Source organism: Nitrobacter sp. NHB1, assembly GCF_036964665.1.
Taxonomy (GTDB): Bacteria; Pseudomonadota; Alphaproteobacteria; order Rhizobiales; family Xanthobacteraceae; genus Nitrobacter.
This window is the reverse complement of the sequence record NZ_JBAMDA010000001.1, coordinates 1,656,061-1,676,066: the sequence shown is the minus strand read 5'-3', so window position 1 is coordinate 1,676,066 and position 20,006 is coordinate 1,656,061. Positions and strand designations below refer to the sequence as shown.

Below are 20,006 nucleotides of genomic sequence, written 5' to 3'. Positions count from 1 at the left end.
GCGACGGCGAATGCAGCAGTTCACATTGCCCGATCTGGGCGAGGGCCTCGAGGAGGCCGAAGTCGTCGCCTGGCACGTCAATGAGGGCGATCATATTGTGACCGACCAGCCGCTGCTGTCGGTCGAGACCGACAAGGCGGTGGTCGAAGTGCCGTCGCCGTGGAGTGGGCGCATCGCGCGGCTTTGCGCGGAGAAGGGCGACCTGGTGAAGGTCGGCGCGCCGCTGGTGGAATTCGCCGCCGACGTCGAGCAGGACACCGGCACGGTGGTCGGCCAGCTTGAGAGCGGCGAGGAACGCGACGCGAAGGCTCCAAAGCTCGCACCGGCGCGGCGAGGCACGGCACAGGCCGCGCCGGCGGTCCGTGCGCTCGCTCAAAAACTCGATGTCGATCTCAGCACGGTGCAGCCGACTGGCCCCGATAGCACCATCACGCGTGCGGATGTCGAACGCGCCGCTCGCAGCCTCGCCGAGGCCGGACCGGCGCAGGCGCTGCGCGGAATGCGGCGCGCGATGGCGCAGCGCATGACCGCGGCACATGCCGAGGTCGTTCCCGCCACCGTCACGGACGACGCCGACATCGAAGAGTGGCGCAAGGACGAGGACGCCACCGTTCGCCTGATGCGGGCCATCGCAGCGGCGTGCAAAGCCGAACCGGCGCTCAATGTATGGTACGATTCCCGCGCGGGCGAGCGCCGTCAGATCGCGCGCGTCGATATCGGAATCGCGGTCGACACCGAAGGTGGCCTGATCGTGCCGATCGTGCGCAACGTCGCCGCGCGCGATGCGCCTGACTTGCGCGCCGGGCTCGATCGGCTGCGCACCGATGCGGCCGCGCGACGGATACCGCCGGAGGAATTGCGCGGCGCCACCATCACGTTGTCGAACTTCGGCATGATCGGCGGCCGCTTCGCGAACCTCGTCGTGGTGCCGCCGCAGGTGGCCATTGTCGGCGCCGGACGCATCGTCCAGCGCGTGGTGGCGCATCACGGCCAGCCGGCGGTGCGCCGCGTATTGCCGTTGTCACTCTCGTTCGATCATCGCGTGGTGACAGGGGGCGAGGCCACACGCTTCCTGATGGCGCTGAAGGTGGATCTCGAGCGATCCGCATAGAGCATGGCTGAGATTACTTCGCCAGTTCCTTCGATCGCTTGGTCGCGGCGGCAACCGCGTGCGTCATCAGCTCTCTCAGGCCGGGCTCGCCCATCAGCACGCTGAGCGCTGCGGCCGTGGTGCCGCCGGGCGAAGTGACGTTCTGGCGCAGCGTCGCGGCGTCGAGATCGGACCGGTGCAGTAGCTCGCCCGAACCGGCGACGGTCTCGCGGGCCAGCCTGGCGGCGAGATCGGCAGGCAGGCCGGCGGCAACGCCGGCGCGCGCCAGCTCCTCGGCAAGCAGAAAGACGTAGGCCGGTCCCGATCCCGAGACCGCCGTGACCGCATCCATCAGCGCTTCGTCATCGATCCATTCCACCGCCCCGGTGGTGCGCAGCAGCGCGTCGGCCGTGGTGCGCTGCTCCTCGTTCACGCCTTTGGCGGCGACCGCCACGGTGATGCCGCGGCCGATCGCGGCCGGCGTATTGGGCATCGCGCGGACGATGTTGCCGCCGCAGACCGCGTCAAGCACGGCAATCGTCGTGCCTGCCATGATCGACACCACCAGGGTCGACGGCCCGATTAGTGGCCGCAACGCCGGGCCGGCGTCGCCGAATGTCTGCGGCTTGACCGCGAGGACGAGCGCCGCGACGGTGCCGGCCTCCTTTGCTGCGGGGTTCAGCCGGATGCCGCGCGCGGCGAGCGCGCAGATATCGTCGGAGGCGTGCGGCTCGATCACGGCAACGCGTTTCGGGTTCAGTCCCCGCGCGAGCCATCCGGTCAGCAACGCGCCGCCCATCTTCCCCGCACCGGCGAGAACGAGGGTACCCTGCAGATCAGCCAGCGTGTTGGTTGGTGACGTCATCAAAGAATCCAACGTCGTCCCCGCGAAGGCGGGGACCCATAATTACCGGTGTTTCTAAGTGATGCGACCGGTTGCAACAAGCACCTTGCAACAGCGTCAGCGGCGGAGAGTATGGGTCCCCGCCTTCGCGGGGACGACGTTGAGGGCGTCGAAACGCCTGCGTGAAACTACGCCTCGCCCTCGGTGTCGAACATCGCGGCGCTCATCGCCTCGGCCGCGGACTTTCCGGCCCAGACCACGAACTGCAACGCCGGGTAATAGCGCTCGCAGGCGTGGATGGCACCGGCCAGCATCACCTCGCACTGCGCGTTCGACGCGATCAGCCCCTCGGGAAGCACAAGCGCCTGCCGGTACATGATCATGCCGGTCTGGGTCCAGATGTCGAAATGGCCGATCCACAATTGCTCGTTGATCGCGGCGATGATGCGCTGGACCTCATTGCGACGAGCAGCGGGAATCTTCATGTCGAAGGCGCAGGCGAGATGCAGCGCATCGATCTCGCTCATCCAGGTGAAGGTAAGTTGATAATCGGTCCAGCTGCCTTTGGAGACGATGGTGATCTCATCTTCGCCCGAACGCTCGAACGCCCAGTCGTTGGCGGCGGCTATATCCTCGACCACCGTCAGCGGGTTGTTTTGGGACTCGATAGTGCCTTCGAGGAGCGACATGCCGTCTCGATCCTTGCTCATGCTTGTGTTGATACGCACGCATCGGACGGCACCTGTGCTGGCACGCCGCGGCGGACGTCGATCTCCAGACGATCCATCAGGCGCGCGGATCGGATGAGGATGATGTCCTGCGCGGATCAAGTGATGTGATTTGCGGAATCGGCGCAACGCCACCCGGAGTCCGTCCACAGGCAAAGCGCGCGTCGTCCACAACTGATCAAACGGCGATACGGTTCGCGCCGTGAACAAACCGGACTCGGATTCCCGTCGTGCGAGTCCTGTGCTCCGGATTCGCTTACCGCGAGTCCGGCATCATCCGACATAATGGAATCGGATTCCCAACGGCGGACGATTTCTGATTCAGACGTCCTGCCGGCGGTTGCGGGTGCGCGATCGGTGGCGAGCGGCTGAAGGTCTGCGTGCCGCATGGGCTGCGCCCTTCGCTCTCGACCGATCGATCAATCTCATCGCCTTCGAAACTGTTATCGAGAAGGTTTGAATTCTGCGCCGGACGGTGTCTCGTTTAGCGGCCTGCTTGTCCGTGGCGGCTGACAGCGGCTTCACGCGACAGCCTGTAAGCCAGAAAAACCCAGCCCAATTCCTTGTTATTTCGGGCGTTTACGGTTAGAACGCCGCCACGTCTCACGGCCCCCGCACCCCTGGAGGCTTGCCGTGACGTGCAACGGGCCGCGATTGCGGCCTTTAACTTTTTGAAAAGCAAGGACTAAATCGATGGCGACCGTCAGGGAATTGAAGGCGACCGCGCGTCCGAAGAGCGGCAAGGGGGCCGCCCGGGCAGAGCGTCGCGCCGGCCGAGTGCCCGGTGTGATCTATGGAAACAACCAGCCCCCGCAGCCGATTTCGATCGAAGAGCCAGAACTGCGTCAGCGCATTCTGGCAGGCCGTTTCCTGACCACGATCTTCGACATCGACCTCGAAGGCAAGAAGCATCGCGTGATTCCGCGCGACTTCCATCTCGATCCGGTTAAGGATTTTCCGATCCACGTGGACTTCATGCGGCTCGGCGAAGGCGCCACTCTCCGCGTCAGCATTCCCCTTCGTCTGCTGAAGGTGGATGTCGCGCCGGGCGTGAAGCGCGGCGGCACCGTCAACCTCGTGACCCACGCCATCGATGTCGAGTGCGCAGCCGAGGACATTCCGCAGTTCATCGAGGCCGACGTCGGCGGACTGGAAATGAGCGACTCGCTCCATTTGTCCGACGTCAAGCTGCCGCCCGGCGTGAAACCGCTGGCGCGAGAGGACGTCACGCTGGTGACCATCGTGCCGCCGTCAGGTTACGCGGAAGAAATCAAGGCGGCTGCCGCTGCCGCTGCGGCTGGCACCGCTGCTCCCACCGCTGGGGCGGCTCCCGCGGCTGCTGCCGGTGCGGCCGCCGCAGGCGCGAAGGCGCCCGCGGGCGGTGGCGACAAAAAGAAGTAAGCGACAACCCGCGCCATGCGCCTGTTGGTCGGACTGGGCAATCCCGGCACGAAGTATCAGGGCAACCGACACAACATCGGATTCATGGTCGTGGACGAGATCGCGCGGCGTCACGGTTTCGCACCGTGGCGTCGCCGCTTTCACGGCGAGGCCTCCGAAGGCACGCTCGATCAGGAGCGAGTCGTTCTGCTCAAGCCCGCGACCTACATGAACGAGTCCGGCAATGCGGTTCGTGACGCCGCGCAATTCTTCAAGCTGACGGAGGGTGACGTCGTGGTGTTTCACGACGAGATCGAGCTCCCGCCGGCCAAGGTCCGCGTCAAGGTCGGCGGCGGCATTGCCGGACACAACGGCTTGCGATCGATTTCGGCGCATATCGGCAACGAGTATCGCCGCGTCCGGCTCGGCGTCGGTCACCCCGGCGTCAAGGAACGGGTGCATGCGCACGTGCTGAACGACTTCGCCAAGAGCGAGCGGCCCTGGGTCGAGGCGCTGGTGGATGTCGTGGCGGAAAACGCAGCGCTGCTCGTGACAGCCAGGGATTCGGCGTTTCAGAACAAGGTGCATCTTGCGATGCAGGCGAAGGGATTCGTCGAGAAGGACAATGGTGCCGAAGGCGCCAAATAGAGGATGTGGCGTCATTGCGAGGCGCAAAGCGCCGAAGCAATCCAGTTTGGATACGTGCTGGGATTGCTTCGCTCCGCGCAAAATTGGCACAAGCCAATTTTGTCGCGCGCTCGCAATGACGATCAAGAGACGCTGAGGATGCAATGGGATTCAAATGCGGTATCGTCGGGTTGCCCAATGTCGGCAAGTCGACCCTGTTCAACGCACTGACGGAGACCGCGGCGGCGCAGGCGGCGAACTATCCGTTCTGTACCATCGAGCCCAATGTCGGCGCCGTGGCGGTGCCGGATCCGCGCCTCGACCAGCTCGCGGCGATCGCCAAATCGGCGCAGATCATTCCGACGCAACTGACGTTCGTGGACATCGCGGGTCTGGTGCGCGGCGCATCCAAAGGTGAGGGCCTCGGCAACCAGTTTCTCGCCAACATCCGCGAGGTTGATGCGGTCGCCCATGTGGTGCGCTGTTTTGAGGATTCCGACATCACCCATGTCGAAGGCAGGATCGCGCCGCTCGCGGACATCGAGACCATCGAGACCGAGCTAATGCTGGCCGATCTCGACAGTCTCGAGAAGCGCGTCGACAATCTTTCGAAGAAGGCCAAGGGCAACGACAAGGAGGCCAAGGAGCAGCTCGATCTGGTCGAGCGCGCGCTCAAGCTGTTGCGCGAGGGCAAGCCGACGCGCGGCATGGAGCGCAAGCCTGAGGAGGAACGCAATTTCCGCATGCTCGGACTGCTGACCTCAAAGCCGGTGCTCTACGTCTGCAACGTCGAGGAAGGCGCGGCGGCGGGCGGTAACGCCTTCTCGCAGGCGGTGTTCGACCATGCGGCCAAGGAAGGCGCGGTGGCGGTGGCGATTTCCGCGAAGATCGAATCCGAGATCGCGACGCTGTCGCGCGAGGAGCGCGCCGAATTTCTCGATACGCTGGGGCTGGAAGAGGCGGGTCTCGACCGGCTGATCCGCGCCGGCTACCTGTTGCTCGCCCTCATCACCTACTTCACGGTCGGTCCGAAGGAAGCGCGTGCCTGGACCATCACCCGCGGCACCAAGGCGCCGGCTGCGGCCGGCGTCATTCACACCGACTTTGAAAAAGGCTTCATCCGCGCCGAAACCATCGCCTATACCGACTATGCGGCGCTCGGTGGCGAAGCCGGCGCGCGCGATGCCGGCAAGCTGCGGCTGGAGGGGAAAGAGTATGTGGTCGCCGACGGCGACGTCATGCATTTCCGGTTCAATACGTAAAGCCATTCCGGCTTTGATGAGCTCAAAGCCGGGTCTTCGGATAGCCCGGCTACCGCCTCGCGCCCTGATCGCGGATCGCGCCGAGATGCTCGTTGATACGAAACACGATCAGGATGCATTCGGCTGCAATCCGCGAAAACACGATGCCGACCAGGACGCCGGCGACGCTCAGAAGAATCGTGATGAAGCCGCCGAATGGACTGACCGCCATCGTCGCCAGGCCCGAGAAGATGCCGGACAATCCGGACAGAACGATCAAAACGATGACCAGCCAGTAGAATACCTTGATGATCGTGGGCGTGATGAAGCGATCCCACTGAAACAGATCCCGGAATTCAAACATCTGCCGCTCCCCTCGCGCATCGCGCCGCCGTCATAAGCCGCACGGCACTTAACCCCACGGGTCGTCCCTCGCAAGATCGCAGCCGCGTCATGCCAGCGTACGGGTTGAGATTGCTGCAAATAGCGGCCACAATCGGGCCGTTCCTTCAACAGGTCTCACCATGACCCTGACATTTGAAGACTTTCCCGTGGGCCGTTTCGGCACATTTGGACCGCGGCATATCAGTCGTGACGAAATCATCGCATTCGCGGCGGAGTTCGATCCGCAGCCCATGCACCTCGACGAGGAAGTGGCCAACCACTCAATGCTGCGCGGGCTGTCGGGTTCGGGCTGGCATTTGTGTTCGCTGATGATGCGCATGATGTTCGACGGCTATATCGGACGGACCGCTTCGCTCGGTTCCCCCGGAGTCGATGAGGTCCGCTGGCTGTCGCCATTGCGCCCTGGCGACGAGCTGATGCTGGATGTCGACGTCGCTGCTGCGCGGGTGTCGCGCAGCCGCCCGGAGACCGGAATCGTGACCTTCGCGATACGCGTGCGCAACGCTTCGGGGCAGGTTTTGCTCGAGGCGGTGTCGCCGATCATCATCAAGCGCCGCGCGGTGTCGGCGGCGCGGAGCTGACCGATGGGCTATTTCGAGGATATGAAGGTCGGGCAGCGTCGCGATCTCGGTTCGTTTATCTTTACCGCCGATCTCATCAAGACGTTCGCGTCGCAATTCGACCCGCAGCCGTTTCATCTCGACGAGGAGGAAGGCCGAAAATCGCTGTTCGGCGGTCTGGCGGCCTCCGGCTGGCATATCGGTTCGGTTTGGATGAAGCTGATGGTGGCGGACAGTCAGCGCGAAGCGGCGGAGGCCGCCGCGCGCGGCGAAAAGCCCGCGATGTGGGGACCGTCGCCGGGGTTTCGCGAGCTGCGCTGGCTGAAACCGGTACTGGCGGGCGATGCCGTCAGCTATGCCAGCGAAGTCTGCTCGCTGAGACCCTCCCGCTCGCGACCGGAATGGGGTGTCATGCAAGTGCGCAACACCGGCACCAACCAGCGCGGCGAGCTGGTATTTACCTTTCTGGCGTCGGTTTTCGTGCCGCGCCGCGATCCGCAGGATTGACGATCTGTACGGTTGCTCTCGCGATTTCGTTCGGATTTTATGCGAGAAACCGGTGTTCCGTTAAGGAATTGTGAACCCTCAGCCGGTCTTGATCGAGTTACTTAAGGGGCAGGGGACGGCAATGGCGGATCGTACCGGATTGAAGATCGTCGGCTTTCTCTTCGCGACAGTGACGCTGGCCGTGACGGTGGCAACCTGGACGGTGGTGAAGGGTTATGCCGACGGCGTGTATTCGCTGGAGAATCCCGCGACCGCGGATATCGCGGTCCGCTGAAGCGGGCCTGAAAAGCGAGCCGCTCAGCCGGCGCCGCCGAGCCGGGCCTCGAGCGCCGCGACGCGTGCCTTCAGCGTCTCGTTATCCTCACGCGCGAGCCGCGCCATCTCCTTCACGGCCTCGAACTCCTCGCGCTTGACGATATCGAGATCGCGCATAATTTTCTCGGCCTGATTGCGGACCACCGCATCGACCTCGCGCTTGACCCCTTGCGCCGCGCCGGCCGCGTCGTTCATCAGCCGTCCCATTTCGTCGAAAAACCGGTTGCTGGTCTGGGTCATCTCACTCCCTCCCGGCTGGCGGCCAGATCGCCACCACGCCTTACGGTCAGACAATGGCGATCCGGGCACGGCAGTTCAAGCCCGCTTGATCGGCCGATCGCGCCCCAAGCCTTGTCAGTACCGGATTTCCTTGCAATCGTGACAGGATCATTCAAGACGTGGATGCCCGCGACAAGCGCGGGCATGACGCCCTGGGTGGAACGACAACCAATGTTTCTCCTCATCACCTATCCCGTCTTCGATCCGGTCGCCATCTCGCTCGGTCCGATCGCGATCCGCTGGTATGCGCTGGCCTATATCGGCGGCATCATGCTCGGCTGGCTCTATGCGCGGGCGCTGCTCAAGAGCGAGAAGCTCTGGGGCGGCCCGGCGCCGATCTCGGTGCTGCAGCTCGACGACTTCATCCTGTGGGTGACGATCGGCATCATCCTCGGCGGCCGCACCGGCTATGTGCTGTTCTACAACCTGGATTTCTTCATCCGCCACCCTGCCGAGATCTTCGAGGTCTGGAAGGGCGGCATGTCGTTCCATGGCGGCTTCATGGGCTGCGTCGTGGCGCTGATCCTGTTCTGCCGCAAGCATAGCCTGTCGATCCTGTCGCTTGGCGACGTTGCCACCGCGGTCGCGCCGATCGGCCTGTTCCTCGGCCGCATCGCCAACTTCATCAACAGCGAATTATGGGGCCGCCCGGCCGATCCGAGCCTGCCGTGGGCTATGGTGTTTCCCAACGGCGGCCCGCTGCCGCGCCATCCGAGCCAGCTCTACGAGGCCACGCTCGAGGGCCTCGTGCTGTTCACGATCCTGGCGCTGATGATCCGGGCCGGCGCGCTGAAGCGGCCGGGCCTGATCCTCGGCAGCTTCATCACGCTGTACGCGATGGCGCGCATTGTCGCCGAGTTCTTCCGCGAGCCCGATCCACAGCTCGGATTTCTGTGGGGCGGATTGACCATGGGAATGCTATTGTCGATACCGATGATGATTGCCGGACTTGCCATTATTTTCGTTGTCTGGTCGCGCGGCCTGCGGGCGTCAGACGCACAAACGATTTCGAACCCGGACGTTTCAACCAAGGCCGATCGTGACTGAAGCTTCTCCGCTGCTGCCCGATATCAAAAAGCTGATCAAGATATCCGGGCCGCTGCCGGTCTGGCGCTACATGCAGCTTTGCCTGACTCATCCCGAGCACGGCTACTATATCTCGCGCGACCCGCTCGGGCGCGAGGGCGACTTCATCACCTCGCCGGAAGTCAGCCAGATGTTCGGTGAACTGATCGGGCTTTGGGCGGCATCGGTGTGGCGCGCGATGGGCTCTCCGGCCATGCTGCGGCTGATCGAGCTCGGCCCCGGCCGCGGCACCATGATGGCGGATGCGCTGCGCGCGCTGCGCGTGCTGCCGCCGATGCATCAGGCACTCAGCGTGCATCTGGTCGAGATCAATCCGGTGTTGCGGGAGAAGCAGAAGGCGATACTGTCCGATGCGCGGAACATCCAGTGGCACGCGAGCCTCGACGAGGTGCCGCAGGGGCCGGCGATCATTCTCGCCAACGAATATTTCGACGTGCTTCCGGTCCATCAGATGGTCAAGCGCGACGGTGGCTGGCATGAGCGCGTCGTCGATATCGACGGCAGCGGCCAGCTCGTGTTCGGCACCACCGCGACGCCAACGCCGCGGTTCGACGCGCTGCTGCCGCCGCTGGTGCGCGCGGCGCCGGTCGGGGCCATTTTCGAGTGGCGGCCGGACGCCGAGATCATGTCCATCGCAACCCGCCTCCGCGATCAGGGCGGCGCCGCGCTGATCATCGATTACGGCCATGTGCGCAGCGATGCCGGCGACACCTTCCAGGCCATCGCAGGACACAGCTTCGCCGATCCGCTGAAATATCCCGGTCAGGCCGACGTCACCGCCCATGTCGATTTCCAGGCGCTCGCCCGCGCCGCCGAGGATGTCGGCGCCCGCGTGCACGGACCGGTGACGCAGGGAGAATTCCTGCAACGGCTCGGCATCGAGGCCCGCGCCGTCAACCTGATGGCGAAGGCAACCCCTGAAATATCCGAGAGCATCGCGATGGCGCTGAAACGTCTGACCGAAGGCGGTCGTGGCGGCATGGGATCGATGTTCAAGGCGATCGGCGTCTCCGATTCCAGCCTCACCGAGTTGGTGGGACTGAGCGATCGGAAGCGGCGCGGCGGGAGCAGGGCGCCATGACACTCGTATCCTCCCTGCTCTCGGCCATTCCCGGCCTGCGGCACGCCTTTTTCACCCGCGAGGGCGGCGTCTCGCAGGGCATCTATGCGAGCCTGAATGCGGGCATCGGCTCGCGGGACGATCCGGCGCATGTCGTCGAGAACCGGCGGCGCATGGCCGAGGTCATGGGCGTTGCGCCGGCGAATTTTCTCTCCCTCTACCAGATCCACTCGCCCGACGCCGTGATCGCCGACAGGAGCTGGGACGCCGCATCGCGGCCACGCGCCGACGCCGTCGTCACGAAAACGCCGGGGCTTGCGCTCGGCGTCACCGCGGCCGATTGCGGCCCCGTCCTGTTCGTCGATCCGCGGGCCCGCGTCATCGGCGCCGCACATGCCGGCTGGAAGGGCGCGCTGACCGGGGTGCTGGAAAAGAGCATCGATGCGATGGAAACGCTCGGCGGCCGGCGCGGCGACATCGCCGCCGCCATCGGTCCGCTGATCCGGCAGCAAAGCTATGAGGTCGGCGCCGAATTCGTCGCGCGATTCACCGAGGCCGATCCGGGCCATGCCCGGTTCTTCGTTCCGTCGGAGCGCGATGACCATGCCATGTTCGATCTCGGCGGCTTCATCCAGATGCGGCTGGAGCGCGCGGGCATACTGACGATCGACGACACCGGCATCGACACCTATTCCAGCGAGCACTTCTTCAGCTACCGCCGCTCGGTGCATCGCAAGGAGCCGGATTTCGGCCGCCACGTCCATGCCATCGTACTGGACAGCGAATAGCTCCGCACAAACCTTGAACGAATTGAGAACGGCCGTGATTGTCCGCAAAACCCTTGCGGCCCCGGTATCGCTTCGCGCTAGACGTTAACGCGGTTTAACGATATCGCTCGACGAAAGCAGGGACGTCAGCGAATGCCTCTCAAGACCCCCGGTGCCGGGCGGTTCGCGCGCGCCGTTGCGTTGCTGGCGATGCTGTGCTTGCTGGCCGGCTGCGCGGGCGGCAATGGCGGCGGACCGTTCGCGCAGGCCGGCAGTGGCGCGACCGTCGCGTTGGAATCCGTCGACGGACCGCCGCCACAGGTGTTCGACCGTCTCGTCAACATCCTCAATTCCGAATCGCAGCTCCGCAATCTGGCGATCGTGCCGCGCGAGGCCCAAGCCGCCTATCGCGTGCGCGGCTATCTCGCGGCCGAGGTCAGCCGGGGGCGCACCACCATCGCCTGGGTCTTCGACGTCTACGATCGCGATCAGCACCGCGCGCTGCGCCTGAGCGGCGAGGAGCCCGGCGGCAAGGCCGGACGCGATGCGTGGGCCGCCGCCGACGATCTGATGCTGCGCAAGATCGCGCAGGCCGGGTTAAGCGGATTGAGCAGCATGGTGAATGGCACGACTCCGCCCGAGGCGGAACCGGCGCCGCCGCCCAGCGGCCCCGCAATCGCCAGCGCCGCCGATTTTCCGCAGCCGTCCGGCGTGCCGGTAAGCGCGCTCGGTTTTGCCGCGCAATAAGCCATCATTTTACGCCGGAAACGCAGGATTTTACGCCGGAATCCGCGAGCCGCGTATTGCCAGACTTGGCTACTCCTTGATACACCGCCTCCGTCGGGATCGGAGAGGTTCTGGAGTCGGGATGTTGAACGTTGTATCCACCACATCGCGGGGAGACGCGTCGATGTCCGCCAAAAACGGCGCCGTCAAGCTGGTCGCAGGCAACTCCAATCCGGCGCTGGCGCGGGAAATCGGCGGGTGGCTGGGGCTTAACCTCACCAAAGCCAGCGTCCGTCGCTTCGCCGACAACGAAATCTTCGTCGAAGTCCTCGAGAACGTGCGCGGCTCGGACGTCTACGTGATCCAGTCGACCTCGTATCCGACCAATGACCATCTGATGGAGCTTTTGATCATCACCGACGCGCTGCGCCGCGCTTCGGCGCGCCGGATCACCGCGGTGATCCCCTATTTCGGCTACGCGCGGCAGGATCGCAAGGTCGGTTCGCGCTCGCCGATCTCGGCCAAGCTGGTCGCCAACCTGATCACGCGCGCGGGAACGGATCGCGTGCTGACGGTTGATCTGCACGCGGGGCAGATTCAGGGCTTCTTCGATATTCCGACCGACAACCTCTACGCGTCGCCGGTGATGGTCCGCGATATTAAGGAGCGGTTCGACCTCGGCAACCTGATGGTGGTGTCGCCCGACGTCGGCGGCGTGGTGCGCGCGCGCGGCCTTGCCAAGCGCATCAATGCTCCGCTGGCGATCATCGACAAGCGCCGCGAGCGCGCCGGCGAATCCGAGGTCATGAACGTGATCGGCGACGTCGCGGGCTATACCTGCATCCTGATAGACGACATCGTCGATTCCGGCGGCACGCTGGTCAATGCCGCCGACGCGCTGCTCGCCAACGGCGCCAGGGACGTCTATGCCTACATCACTCACGGCGTGCTGTCCGGCGGCGCCGCCGCGCGCATCGCCGGCTCAAAACTGAAGGAGCTGGTCGTTACCGACTCGATCCAGCCGACCGATGCCGTGAACAAGACCGGCAATATCCGCCTGCTGTCGATCGCCGGATTGATCGGCGAAGCGATCCGCCGCACTGCCGCCGAACAGTCGGTGTCGAGCCTGTTCGACTGAAGGTATTCCTCGCGGAAATGGTGCCTCATCATGGCGCTGCGAATGCCCTTTGATTTCCGAAGTTCGCATCAAGGCCTGCTGCGCAGACATGCGAACTTCGGAAATTGGGGCATTAATCCTTACGCAGGTTCTCGGCGGTATGCTTCCATTGCGCGACGTTGTCCGCGATCATCCGCGTCGACTTCATCGCGGCCTGACTCAACTGGGCATAGCCCGAGATTTCACGCTGGACGCGCTGTCCTTCCGCATGAAGGAGATCGCGGAGGCTCTCGAGTTCGGTGACGAGGCTCTCGATCTCGGCGAGCGACGTTCCGGCCACGCGCTGGATCAGCGAGTTGACGTTGTTCACCGTCGCTTCCGTGCTCGGCTCCAGCTTCGTCTCGGTTTTAGGAGCATCCGCGGCGGGCCGGCGCAGATAGGCGATATCGTTGCGCACGAAATCGCGGATACCCGCTTCGACCTCCGAGACGGCGGCGAGATTGGTATCGGCCTCGGGCGGGCTTGATTCGGCTTTTTCAGATGGAGTGGCGTTCATCGGCTTGTTCCCTGTTTCGCGTTGAGCGAGCGCGGATGTCCCCCCGCACGACGCCTTTTAAACCTTTTAGCGCCGCCATCTGGGCTTCCGATTTTGACAACATCGGGGCCGATCTGCGGCGAGCCACGTTCAATCCCCGAAATCAGACGCGCCGTCGTTGCTGGCTCACCAGTTGCGGTTGAATGCGGCGGTCAGGCTGGCGTTCAAGGGGCCCAGCGGCGTTTCGCTGATCGAACCGGTGACGCTGACGCCGTCGTACAGCTTCTGCTCGGCGCCGATCGTGCGAAGCCATTTGTCGTCCGCCGAGGACAGCGATCGCCCCGCGATCAGGCTGGTGCCGGTGTCGGCCATGCTGAGTTTGGCCGATTGGTCGGTCTCATAACTTCGCGCGGGGTGCCCGTTAATGCCGGGGATCGGCAGCGCGCTGTGCTGAACGACGTTATAACCGTTCTGAAGGGTGAGCCCATAACGGCCGTCGTCGAGGGGCAGCGATTTGCTGAGCGAGGTATCGAGCATGGTTTGGTCCTGGGCCGGGTCGATCCGTGCTGTGAGCGCGGTCTTGTCCCAGATCGAGCCAATGCCCGGCGCAGTGGCGGCCGCCCACGCCGTGCCGGAGGATTGCGGCGGGCGTCCGTCGATGGCGAGTTGCTTGTCGGTTGCGAGATCCGACGCCGTCAATGGCGACGGCTGATGCACGACGGTCATGTCGACACCGACTCGCGCGTCCCAGAGCGGTGACACCGAACGCTTGGCGGTAAGGGCCGCGGAGCCGTCCGCATTGTCATGCGACGACCAGGCGAGTCCGGCGTTCGATGCGGGTTGCGACGAACGCCGCGAACGGCGGACTTGCGGCGCCGCTTCCGTCGCAAGGCTGTAACCGTCGATGTCGAGCTGGCTCCAGTCGACCGCAGCGTCTCCGGACGGGTCGGCGGCGGAAGTGATCTGCTCCGCCGGGCTGTCGGGAGCGTCGGCAGCAGCCGACTGCGCCCACGAAGGTCCAGTCATCGTCCAGCCGGTGGCAGCCGCCAGAAGCAGCAAACCCGAATGTCGCATAATCCTCGAAGCCATGGTCCTGCCAGCCCGTCAATCCGAAGCCCCTGATTGCCGCCGCTCTTGTTCGAAATTATGGCGGCGTGCGCATCGAGCCGGCGTTAACCATCAGGGTTTTGCCGGCGTCGCCGATTTTGATGGCTTGCCGGACGTTTTCTTCCGCGCAGTGGCCTGTTCTGCCGCGAGCCCATCCGCCGCGCGCCGCATCGCGCGCGCGTAACTGTCGGCGGCGTTGTCGGCCGACATTCGCAGCCGCTTCACGGCCGCGCTGCCTTCCTCCAACGCGTGCTTCGCCATCTGCCGCAAGCGCTGCTTGCCGGCGGCATCCTTCGCTTTGGCGGCGAGCGCGAGGTAGCGGGCGCGCCGCGCCTTGACCGCCGCCGTCAGGCTTTTGTGCTGCCGCTTGGCAAGCTGCCGGATGATGACGTCGAGATCGGCGTCCGCCATGTTCATGCCCCCGGACGATATGAAGTGAATCGCTTCACGCTTAGAGCATGATCCCGAAAAGTGGAAACCGATTTTCGGGATCATGCTCTATCAAAAGGATAAGGCTGGAGTCTGGTCCAGCGCAGTTGAATCGGAATCTAGCAGGCGGCAAGATGGGTCGCAATCGTGGGCGTCGTCCTGACGCGCCGTTGCTCACGAGACCGAAAAAGCAGTCTCAATGCCCGCTCATGACCAGCGTCTTGACGGGGAGCACGAGGGCCTGGATGCGCAAAAGCATGGCATGCACGATCCCCACGGCGTCGATGGCATGGAACACGAAACGCTTGAATGTTCCGGTATCCTTCGAGGCGATCTGGTCGTGGTTGCTGGTATAGGCGTTGACGATGCAACTGCTTCCGGGCGTGATGCCCTCCAGGCCGCCTTTGTAGAGCGGCTCGAGGAAGACGAGAATCGAGCCCGGCCGCAGAGCCTGTCCCGCCTCGACGAGTTGCTCGCCGCCACGGAACTGACCCGCCGCGATGTAGTCCTGTACGCTCGTGATCACCATCGGAATAATGGTCCACGGTTTCGAAATGCACGTGGCCTCCGCCACCATTCCGACCTTCATCACCTGTGCTTCGATCTGGCCGAACCCCGCCGACAGGACCCGTTTACCCGCACCCTCCGGGATCAGGATTCCCGCCGGCCGCATGATCGGGCTGACGATATCGCCCGGCCGCAACGAGAACTGCTCGACGCGTCCGTCAACGCCGGCGCGAACGTAGGTCTTGTCGAGATCGACCTGCGCCTGTGCCTGCGCCGCCTCGGCGCTGGCCTTCTCCGCGGGAAGGAGCGATGTCACGCGGACCACCGCGGATTGTTTGGCCGCATTCGCCGCATCGACGGTGCCCTCCCGTCCTGCGAGCAGCACCTGGAGCTTCTCGATGTCGCGCTGCGGGACGATCCCCGGATTGCGCCTTTGCAGTTCGCGCTTCACGTTGAGATCGTCGGACGCCTGCTGATACGCGCTTTTGGCCTCCCGGATTTGGCCATCCGCCTTGATGATATCGACCTGCGCGGCGCCCAGCGCGGCATCCACCTCGGCGATCTTGCGCCGGGCGGTTTCCAGCGCCGCTTCCTGCTTCGTACTGTCGAGCTTGAAGATCACGTCGTTCTTCTTCACGGGCGCGCTGAAATTGACATGCACCTCCGACACCCGTCCGGTCGCCTCGGGGATGATCGGGACGGTCCTGAAGAACAAGGTCGCCGTCGTCGTCGAGGGATGGAAATAGAAGATCAGCGTGATCAGGGCGACCGTGAGCATCAAACAGGCGGTGATGCCCCACCTCAGTTCGAACCAGACGGAATAGAGCGTGATGTCGCGGCCAAGCCGCTTTCCCTGCGCGTAGCGGCGGTAAAGATAATCGGGGAATATCGTCAGCAGCGAGCAGAGCAGCAGTTCAAGCATGACCCTGCACCCCGCTCGTGCCGGCGTCATCCTTGTCGGAGTCCTTTTTGACGGACGCCTTCGCGACGGAAGCCTTCGGCATGTCTAGTTTGGCCATGTCCGGTGTATCGGCGGTGTCATCGGCCGCGATATCGTGCGGCGGTCGGGGCGTCTCCGCGCTTGGTTTGACGTCGGCGATTGTCGCCACGGAGCCGGCGATGCTGCGCAGCGGGGTGCTGAAGTCCGGCAGGTCGATCATCGCCAGCAGCAGTCCCGCCACCCAGAACAGATGGATGTGGGTGAAAAGCGCCAGCAAGCCAAGAACGGCGACGATCTCGAACTGTAGCTTCTGCGATTTGTGCGCCATCCGCTCCGGCATGGTATGCAGCCGCAGATAAACATTGCCGACCGCCAGAATAGCTCCGATCAGGATGGCGCCGACAGCCACCATCAAGACGTCCGTGTCACCGGGCGCTGTAATGAAGGACGGAAGATCGTGGGGCGCGTTTGGATGAAGCAACTCGCTCAAGCGGTCCTCCATTCCAGAAACAAACGAACGGAAAAGCAAACTTCAGCATACATCCGGTAATTGCCGGAGGGCTGCATCATTGCACAGGCTTGGGATTTGGCAAGAGCGATCAGCGACGCCAGCTTCGCAGCGTCGGAATTCCGCACACCGGGCGCAGGGTGACTTTTCCCGATCGTTTGGCCGACGGCGCTCGGTCATCTCTTTTTCCACCCGCCGCGATGCCCCGGCGCGCCGCCGGATGAACGCGGGGAAGGAGCGGACGTGGCACGTCCGGAGAATTCCGGACCCGACTGTCGCGAATTGGTCGGCTGAAAAATCTTGCTCTCGGTCCCCGGACCCATTTCGTCGAGCGTGGGCTTGCGCGGCTTCGGCCGCGCGCCGGTCGGCTTGACCTCGTGCCAGGTGGCGATGCCCATCTCATCGAGCGAGGGTTTGTGGACTTTCGAGGGCGACGAGCCGCCACGCTTGCTGAACTTGCCCGACGCCTTGCCTTGCGCTGCTTTATCCAAACGCGCCGGCAGGTTCGCTGCATCGCCATACTTCTTCTTGCCGGCGTAGCTGCCGGCCTTCGCCGCGACGCCGCGCTGCTTGATGGTGGGATCGTCGACCACCGCAAGCTCGGTGGCGCGCAGCCGCTTAACCTCGTCGCGCAGCCGCGCCGCTTCCTCGAAGTTCAGGTCGGCGGCGGCCTCGCGCATCCGCGTTTCCAGATCGGAGAGAACCGCCTCGAAGTTGTGGCCGATCGCGACCGCATCGTCCGACCAGGAATTCCCCTTGCCGCCATCGCCGATCTCCACCAGCACATGGTCACGCTCGTAGACGCTGTTGAGGATATCGCCGATGGACTTCTTGATACTCTCGGGCGTGATGCCGTTGGCGGTGTTGTACTCCACCTGCTTTTCGCGGCGGCGGTCGGTCTCGGCGATGGCGCGTTGCATCGATCCCGTGACCTGATCGGCATAGAGGATCACCCGGCCATCGACGTTGCGGGCGGCGCGGCCGATGGTCTGGATCAACGAGGTCTCGCTGCGCAGGAATCCTTCCTTGTCCGCGTCGAGGATGGCGACCAGCGCGCATTCGGGGATGTCGAGGCCCTCGCGCAGCAGGTTGATGCCAACCAGCGCGTCGAACGCACCCAACCTGAGATCGCGGATGATCTCGATGCGCTCGATGGTGTCGATGTCGCTGTGCATGTAGCGGACGCGGATGCCCTGCTCGTGCAGATATTCGGTGAGATCCTCCGCCATGCGCTTGGTCAGCACGGTGACGAGCGAGCGATAGCCCGCAGCGGCGGTGGCGCGCACCTCGCCGACGAGGTCGTCTACCTGGGTGCGCGCCGGGCGGATATCCACCGGCGGATCGATCAGGCCGGTCGGGCGGATCACCTGCTCGACGAACACGCCGCCGCTTTCGTTCAATTCCCACGCCGAGGGTGTTGCCGACACCGCGACCGATTGCGGGCGCATCATGTCCCATTCCTCGAAGCGCAGCGGACGGTTATCCATGCAGGAGGGCAGGCGGAAACCGTATTCGGCGAGCGTCGCCTTGCGGCGGAAGTCGCCGCGGAACATGCCGCCGATCTGCGGCACGCTGACGTGGCTCTCGTCGGCGAACACCAGCGCGTTGTCGGGCACGTATTCGAACAGCGTCGGCGGCGGCTCGCCGGGACGGCGGCCGGTGAGATAGCGCGAATAGTTCTCGATGCCGGCGCAGCTTCCGGTGGCCTCCATCATTTCCAGGTCGAAGGTGGTGCGTTGCTCCAGCCGTTGCGCTTCAAGGAGCCGCCCCTGCGCGTGCAATTCGTCGAGCCGCATCTTGAGTTCGGATTTGATCGACTTGATCGCCTGGATCAGCGTCGGACGCGGCGTCACATAGTGCGAGTTGGAATAGACCTTGATGAATTCAAGTTCGTCCTGCTTGTGGCCGGTGAGGGGATCGAACTCCTCGATGCTCTCCACCTCGTCGCCGAACAGATTGACGCGCCAGGCGCGGTCCTCGTAGTGCGCCGGAAAGATGTCGATGACGTCGCCGCGCACACGGAAGGTGCCGCGGGTGAAGTCGGCCGATGTGCGCTTGTATTGCAGCGCCACGAGGTCAGCGATGAGCTGGCGCTGGTCGATGCGCTCGCCGCGCTTCAGCGCGAACGTCATCGCGGTGTAGGTCTCGACCGAGCCGATACCGTAAATGCACGACACCGAGGCGACGATGATGACGTCGTCGCGCTCCAGCAGCGCGCGCGTCGCCGAATGACGCATCCGGTCGATCTGCTCATTGATCGAGGAATCTTTTTCGATGTACGTGTCGGTGCGCGGAACGTAGGCCTCGGGCTGATAATAATCGTAGTAGCTGACGAAATATTCCACAGCGTTGTCGGGGAAGAAGCTCTTGAACTCGCCATAGAGCTGCGCGGCCAGCGTCTTGTTCGGCGCGAGGATCAGGGCCGGGCGCTGCGTCGCCTCGATCACCTTGGCCATGGTGTAGGTCTTGCCCGAGCCAGTGACGCCGAGCAGCACCTGGGTGCGGTCGTTGCGGTCGATACCTTCGACCAGTTCCTTGATCGCGGTCGGCTGATCGCCCTTCGGCTCGTATTCGGACTTGATGACGAAGCGCACGCCGCCCTCGGATTTCTCCGGACGTGGCGGGCGGTGCGGCGTCCACACTTTCATCGCGCCGTCGTTGCCGCGAAATTCGGGACGGCCATCGCGCAGCAGCGCTTCCAGCGACTCCGCCGTCGCCTTGACGCCGAGGCCTTCCATCTTGTTGCGCGGCGGCCGCGCCAATGCCTCGTCGTCGTCCTCGGCGGTCGGCAGCCCGAGTTGCCGCGCCAGTTCCGGATCGAGCATCGGAACTGTGGCTGATGTGCCGTAGGTCGGCGTTGCGAATTCCGATTGCTGCGCTTCGTCGAAGCCTTTTTGCTTCACCTGCCCCCTTTGGGGGGGAGGGGTGGAAGCCGCGTCACGTTGGGTTATGGCATCCCGCCGCGCTGTTGCATCGCTCTTGCCGCGCGTGGAGGCGCGCGCGCGATGCGCAGCCGCCTCGCCGCCGGAGCGGCGGTCCCACGAATTATCCGGCGGCGGCTGCAAGCCTGTGCCTGAGCCCAGCCCGGCGTCGCCGCGGTTGATCGCGGGATTGAGCAGGTCGGCCAGCGCCGGCCCGATCGGCTGCACCTCGGGACGATGCGCTTTCGAATTCGGAACCTTGGATTTAGGCGCCCGGGATTTCGGCGTTTTGCCGGGTTGTTTCGGGGAATCGGGAGTCTTCGCCAT

Annotated in this window: 22 protein-coding genes; 12 read left to right on the top strand and 10 right to left on the bottom strand. The window is 64.2% G+C overall.

Features of this window, described 5'->3' with window-relative positions:
* Positions 1 to 10 precede the first annotated feature (10 nt).
* On the top strand, positions 11 to 1,111 hold the full coding sequence (locus tag V4R08_RS07920) for a dihydrolipoamide acetyltransferase family protein (RefSeq protein ID WP_335578847.1): 1,101 nt from the start codon (positions 11 to 13) through the stop codon (positions 1,109 to 1,111).
* Between the two features lie 13 nt (positions 1,112 to 1,124).
* On the opposite strand, the gene proC is transcribed toward V4R08_RS07920, so the two are convergent.
* Positions 1,125 to 1,955, bottom strand: coding sequence for a pyrroline-5-carboxylate reductase (gene proC / locus V4R08_RS07915; protein ID WP_335578846.1), 831 nt, complete (start codon positions 1,953 to 1,955; stop codon positions 1,125 to 1,127).
* Between the two features lie 167 nt (positions 1,956 to 2,122).
* Entirely contained in the window at positions 2,123 to 2,623 is a 501-nt protein-coding gene (locus tag V4R08_RS07910) for a type III secretion system chaperone family protein (RefSeq protein ID WP_335578845.1), read from the bottom strand.
* Positions 2,624 to 3,355: 732 nt separating this feature from the next.
* On the opposite strand from V4R08_RS07910, the gene V4R08_RS07905 reads away from it, so the two are divergent.
* From V4R08_RS07905 to ychF, 3 genes are all read left to right on the top strand, one after another.
* Complete coding sequence (locus tag V4R08_RS07905) at positions 3,356 to 4,063, top strand: 50S ribosomal protein L25/general stress protein Ctc (protein WP_335578844.1); 708 nt, start codon at positions 3,356 to 3,358, stop codon at positions 4,061 to 4,063.
* Positions 4,064 to 4,078: 15 nt separating this feature from the next.
* Positions 4,079 to 4,690 (top strand): aminoacyl-tRNA hydrolase, encoded by a 612-nt coding sequence (gene pth, locus V4R08_RS07900; RefSeq protein ID WP_335578843.1) that lies wholly within the window; start codon positions 4,079 to 4,081, stop codon positions 4,688 to 4,690.
* Positions 4,691 to 4,833: 143 nt separating this feature from the next.
* Entirely contained in the window at positions 4,834 to 5,931 is a 1,098-nt protein-coding gene (gene ychF, locus V4R08_RS07895) for a redox-regulated ATPase YchF (RefSeq protein WP_335578842.1), read from the top strand.
* A gap of 49 nt (positions 5,932 to 5,980) precedes the next feature.
* Here the strand turns inward: ychF and V4R08_RS07890 are convergent, their stop codons facing one another.
* Positions 5,981 to 6,274: a DUF4282 domain-containing protein gene (locus V4R08_RS07890; RefSeq protein ID WP_335578841.1), complete on the bottom strand. Its 294-nt coding sequence runs from the start codon at positions 6,272 to 6,274 to the stop codon at positions 5,981 to 5,983.
* 160 nt (positions 6,275 to 6,434) lie between these two features.
* Here V4R08_RS07890 and V4R08_RS07885 point away from each other — a divergent pair, with 160 nt between their 5' ends.
* The 3 genes from V4R08_RS07885 (at position 6,435) to V4R08_RS07875 (ending at position 7,656) form a co-directional block, all read left to right on the top strand.
* Positions 6,435 to 6,896 carry a MaoC family dehydratase gene (locus V4R08_RS07885; RefSeq protein WP_335578840.1) on the top strand — a complete coding sequence of 154 codons (462 nt, stop codon included), beginning with the start codon at positions 6,435 to 6,437 and terminating at the stop codon, positions 6,894 to 6,896.
* Positions 6,897 to 6,899: 3 nt separating this feature from the next.
* The gene (locus tag V4R08_RS07880) at positions 6,900 to 7,382 is read left to right on the top strand and encodes a MaoC family dehydratase (RefSeq protein WP_335578839.1); all 483 of its coding nucleotides are present in this window, start codon (positions 6,900 to 6,902) and stop codon (positions 7,380 to 7,382) included.
* 121 nt (positions 7,383 to 7,503) lie between these two features.
* The gene (locus V4R08_RS07875) at positions 7,504 to 7,656 is read left to right on the top strand and encodes a hypothetical protein (RefSeq protein ID WP_335578838.1); all 153 of its coding nucleotides are present in this window, start codon (positions 7,504 to 7,506) and stop codon (positions 7,654 to 7,656) included.
* A 23-nt stretch (positions 7,657 to 7,679) separates the two neighbouring features.
* Here the strand turns inward: V4R08_RS07875 and V4R08_RS07870 are convergent, their stop codons facing one another.
* Positions 7,680 to 7,937 carry an accessory factor UbiK family protein gene (locus V4R08_RS07870; RefSeq protein ID WP_335578837.1) on the bottom strand — a complete coding sequence of 86 codons (258 nt, stop codon included), beginning with the start codon at positions 7,935 to 7,937 and terminating at the stop codon, positions 7,680 to 7,682.
* A 210-nt stretch (positions 7,938 to 8,147) separates the two neighbouring features.
* Here V4R08_RS07870 and lgt point away from each other — a divergent pair, with 210 nt between their 5' ends.
* The 5 genes from lgt to V4R08_RS07845 all read left to right on the top strand — a co-directional run bounded on the left by lgt (position 8,148) and on the right by V4R08_RS07845 (position 12,753).
* Entirely contained in the window at positions 8,148 to 9,023 is an 876-nt protein-coding gene (gene lgt / locus V4R08_RS07865) for a prolipoprotein diacylglyceryl transferase (protein ID WP_335578836.1), read from the top strand.
* Complete coding sequence (locus V4R08_RS07860) at positions 9,016 to 10,143, top strand: class I SAM-dependent methyltransferase (protein WP_335578835.1); 1,128 nt, start codon at positions 9,016 to 9,018, stop codon at positions 10,141 to 10,143. The genes lgt and V4R08_RS07860 overlap by 8 nt, the downstream gene beginning before the upstream one ends.
* On the top strand, positions 10,140 to 10,910 hold the full coding sequence (gene pgeF, locus V4R08_RS07855; protein WP_335578834.1) for a peptidoglycan editing factor PgeF: 771 nt from the start codon (positions 10,140 to 10,142) through the stop codon (positions 10,908 to 10,910). Before V4R08_RS07860 ends, pgeF begins: the two co-directional genes overlap by 4 nt.
* 132 nt (positions 10,911 to 11,042) lie before the next feature.
* On the top strand, positions 11,043 to 11,636 hold the full coding sequence (locus V4R08_RS07850; protein WP_335578833.1) for a hypothetical protein: 594 nt from the start codon (positions 11,043 to 11,045) through the stop codon (positions 11,634 to 11,636).
* Between the two features lie 163 nt (positions 11,637 to 11,799).
* A complete protein-coding gene (locus V4R08_RS07845) occupies positions 11,800 to 12,753 on the top strand; it encodes a ribose-phosphate pyrophosphokinase (RefSeq protein WP_335578832.1) in 954 nt (317 codons plus the stop codon).
* A 112-nt stretch (positions 12,754 to 12,865) separates the two neighbouring features.
* Here the strand turns inward: V4R08_RS07845 and V4R08_RS07840 are convergent, their stop codons facing one another.
* The 6 genes from V4R08_RS07840 to uvrB all read right to left on the bottom strand — a co-directional run bounded on the left by V4R08_RS07840 (position 12,866) and on the right by uvrB (position 20,006).
* Positions 12,866 to 13,288, bottom strand: a complete 423-nt coding sequence (locus V4R08_RS07840; protein ID WP_335578831.1) for a hypothetical protein — start codon at positions 13,286 to 13,288, stop codon at positions 12,866 to 12,868.
* Positions 13,289 to 13,453: 165 nt separating this feature from the next.
* A complete protein-coding gene (locus V4R08_RS07835; RefSeq protein WP_335578830.1) occupies positions 13,454 to 14,293 on the bottom strand; it encodes a hypothetical protein in 840 nt (279 codons plus the stop codon).
* Positions 14,294 to 14,446: 153 nt separating this feature from the next.
* A complete protein-coding gene (locus tag V4R08_RS07830; RefSeq protein WP_335578829.1) occupies positions 14,447 to 14,785 on the bottom strand; it encodes a hypothetical protein in 339 nt (112 codons plus the stop codon).
* Positions 14,786 to 14,999: 214 nt separating this feature from the next.
* The gene (locus V4R08_RS07825) at positions 15,000 to 16,232 is read right to left on the bottom strand and encodes an HlyD family secretion protein (RefSeq protein ID WP_335578828.1); all 1,233 of its coding nucleotides are present in this window, start codon (positions 16,230 to 16,232) and stop codon (positions 15,000 to 15,002) included.
* Positions 16,225 to 16,740 (bottom strand): hypothetical protein, encoded by a 516-nt coding sequence (locus V4R08_RS07820; protein ID WP_335578827.1) that lies wholly within the window; start codon positions 16,738 to 16,740, stop codon positions 16,225 to 16,227. Before V4R08_RS07820 ends, V4R08_RS07825 begins: the two co-directional genes overlap by 8 nt.
* Positions 16,741 to 16,934: 194 nt before the next feature.
* The gene (gene uvrB / locus V4R08_RS07815; protein WP_335578826.1) at positions 16,935 to 20,006 is read right to left on the bottom strand and encodes an excinuclease ABC subunit UvrB; all 3,072 of its coding nucleotides are present in this window, start codon (positions 20,004 to 20,006) and stop codon (positions 16,935 to 16,937) included.

What these genes read in the sequence shown, in the direction of transcription:
- V4R08_RS07920 (WP_335578847.1), top strand. Translation starts at nt 11, where the DNA reads ATGCAGCAGTTCACATTGCCCGATCTGGGCGAGGGCCTCGAGGAGGCC.
- proC (WP_335578846.1), bottom strand. Translation starts at nt 1,955, where the DNA reads ATGACGTCACCAACCAACACGCTGGCTGATCTGCAGGGTACCCTCGTT.
- V4R08_RS07910 (WP_335578845.1), bottom strand. Translation starts at nt 2,623, where the DNA reads ATGTCGCTCCTCGAAGGCACTATCGAGTCCCAAAACAACCCGCTGACG.
- V4R08_RS07905 (WP_335578844.1), top strand. Translation starts at nt 3,356, where the DNA reads ATGGCGACCGTCAGGGAATTGAAGGCGACCGCGCGTCCGAAGAGCGGC.
- pth (WP_335578843.1), top strand. Translation starts at nt 4,079, where the DNA reads ATGCGCCTGTTGGTCGGACTGGGCAATCCCGGCACGAAGTATCAGGGC.
- ychF (WP_335578842.1), top strand. Translation starts at nt 4,834, where the DNA reads ATGGGATTCAAATGCGGTATCGTCGGGTTGCCCAATGTCGGCAAGTCG.
- V4R08_RS07890 (WP_335578841.1), bottom strand. Translation starts at nt 6,274, where the DNA reads ATGTTTGAATTCCGGGATCTGTTTCAGTGGGATCGCTTCATCACGCCC.
- V4R08_RS07885 (WP_335578840.1), top strand. Translation starts at nt 6,435, where the DNA reads ATGACCCTGACATTTGAAGACTTTCCCGTGGGCCGTTTCGGCACATTT.
- V4R08_RS07880 (WP_335578839.1), top strand. Translation starts at nt 6,900, where the DNA reads ATGGGCTATTTCGAGGATATGAAGGTCGGGCAGCGTCGCGATCTCGGT.
- V4R08_RS07875 (WP_335578838.1), top strand. Translation starts at nt 7,504, where the DNA reads ATGGCGGATCGTACCGGATTGAAGATCGTCGGCTTTCTCTTCGCGACA.
- V4R08_RS07870 (WP_335578837.1), bottom strand. Translation starts at nt 7,937, where the DNA reads ATGACCCAGACCAGCAACCGGTTTTTCGACGAAATGGGACGGCTGATG.
- lgt (WP_335578836.1), top strand. Translation starts at nt 8,148, where the DNA reads ATGTTTCTCCTCATCACCTATCCCGTCTTCGATCCGGTCGCCATCTCG.
- pgeF (WP_335578834.1), top strand. Translation starts at nt 10,140, where the DNA reads ATGACACTCGTATCCTCCCTGCTCTCGGCCATTCCCGGCCTGCGGCAC.
- V4R08_RS07850 (WP_335578833.1), top strand. Translation starts at nt 11,043, where the DNA reads ATGCCTCTCAAGACCCCCGGTGCCGGGCGGTTCGCGCGCGCCGTTGCG.
- V4R08_RS07845 (WP_335578832.1), top strand. Translation starts at nt 11,800, where the DNA reads ATGTCCGCCAAAAACGGCGCCGTCAAGCTGGTCGCAGGCAACTCCAAT.
- V4R08_RS07840 (WP_335578831.1), bottom strand. Translation starts at nt 13,288, where the DNA reads ATGAACGCCACTCCATCTGAAAAAGCCGAATCAAGCCCGCCCGAGGCC.
- V4R08_RS07835 (WP_335578830.1), bottom strand. Translation starts at nt 14,293, where the DNA reads ATGACTGGACCTTCGTGGGCGCAGTCGGCTGCTGCCGACGCTCCCGAC.
- V4R08_RS07830 (WP_335578829.1), bottom strand. Translation starts at nt 14,785, where the DNA reads ATGGCGGACGCCGATCTCGACGTCATCATCCGGCAGCTTGCCAAGCGG.
- V4R08_RS07825 (WP_335578828.1), bottom strand. Translation starts at nt 16,232, where the DNA reads ATGCTTGAACTGCTGCTCTGCTCGCTGCTGACGATATTCCCCGATTAT.
- uvrB (WP_335578826.1), bottom strand. Translation starts at nt 20,006, where the DNA reads ATGGCGAAGACTCCCGATTCCCCGAAACAACCCGGCAAAACGCCGAAA.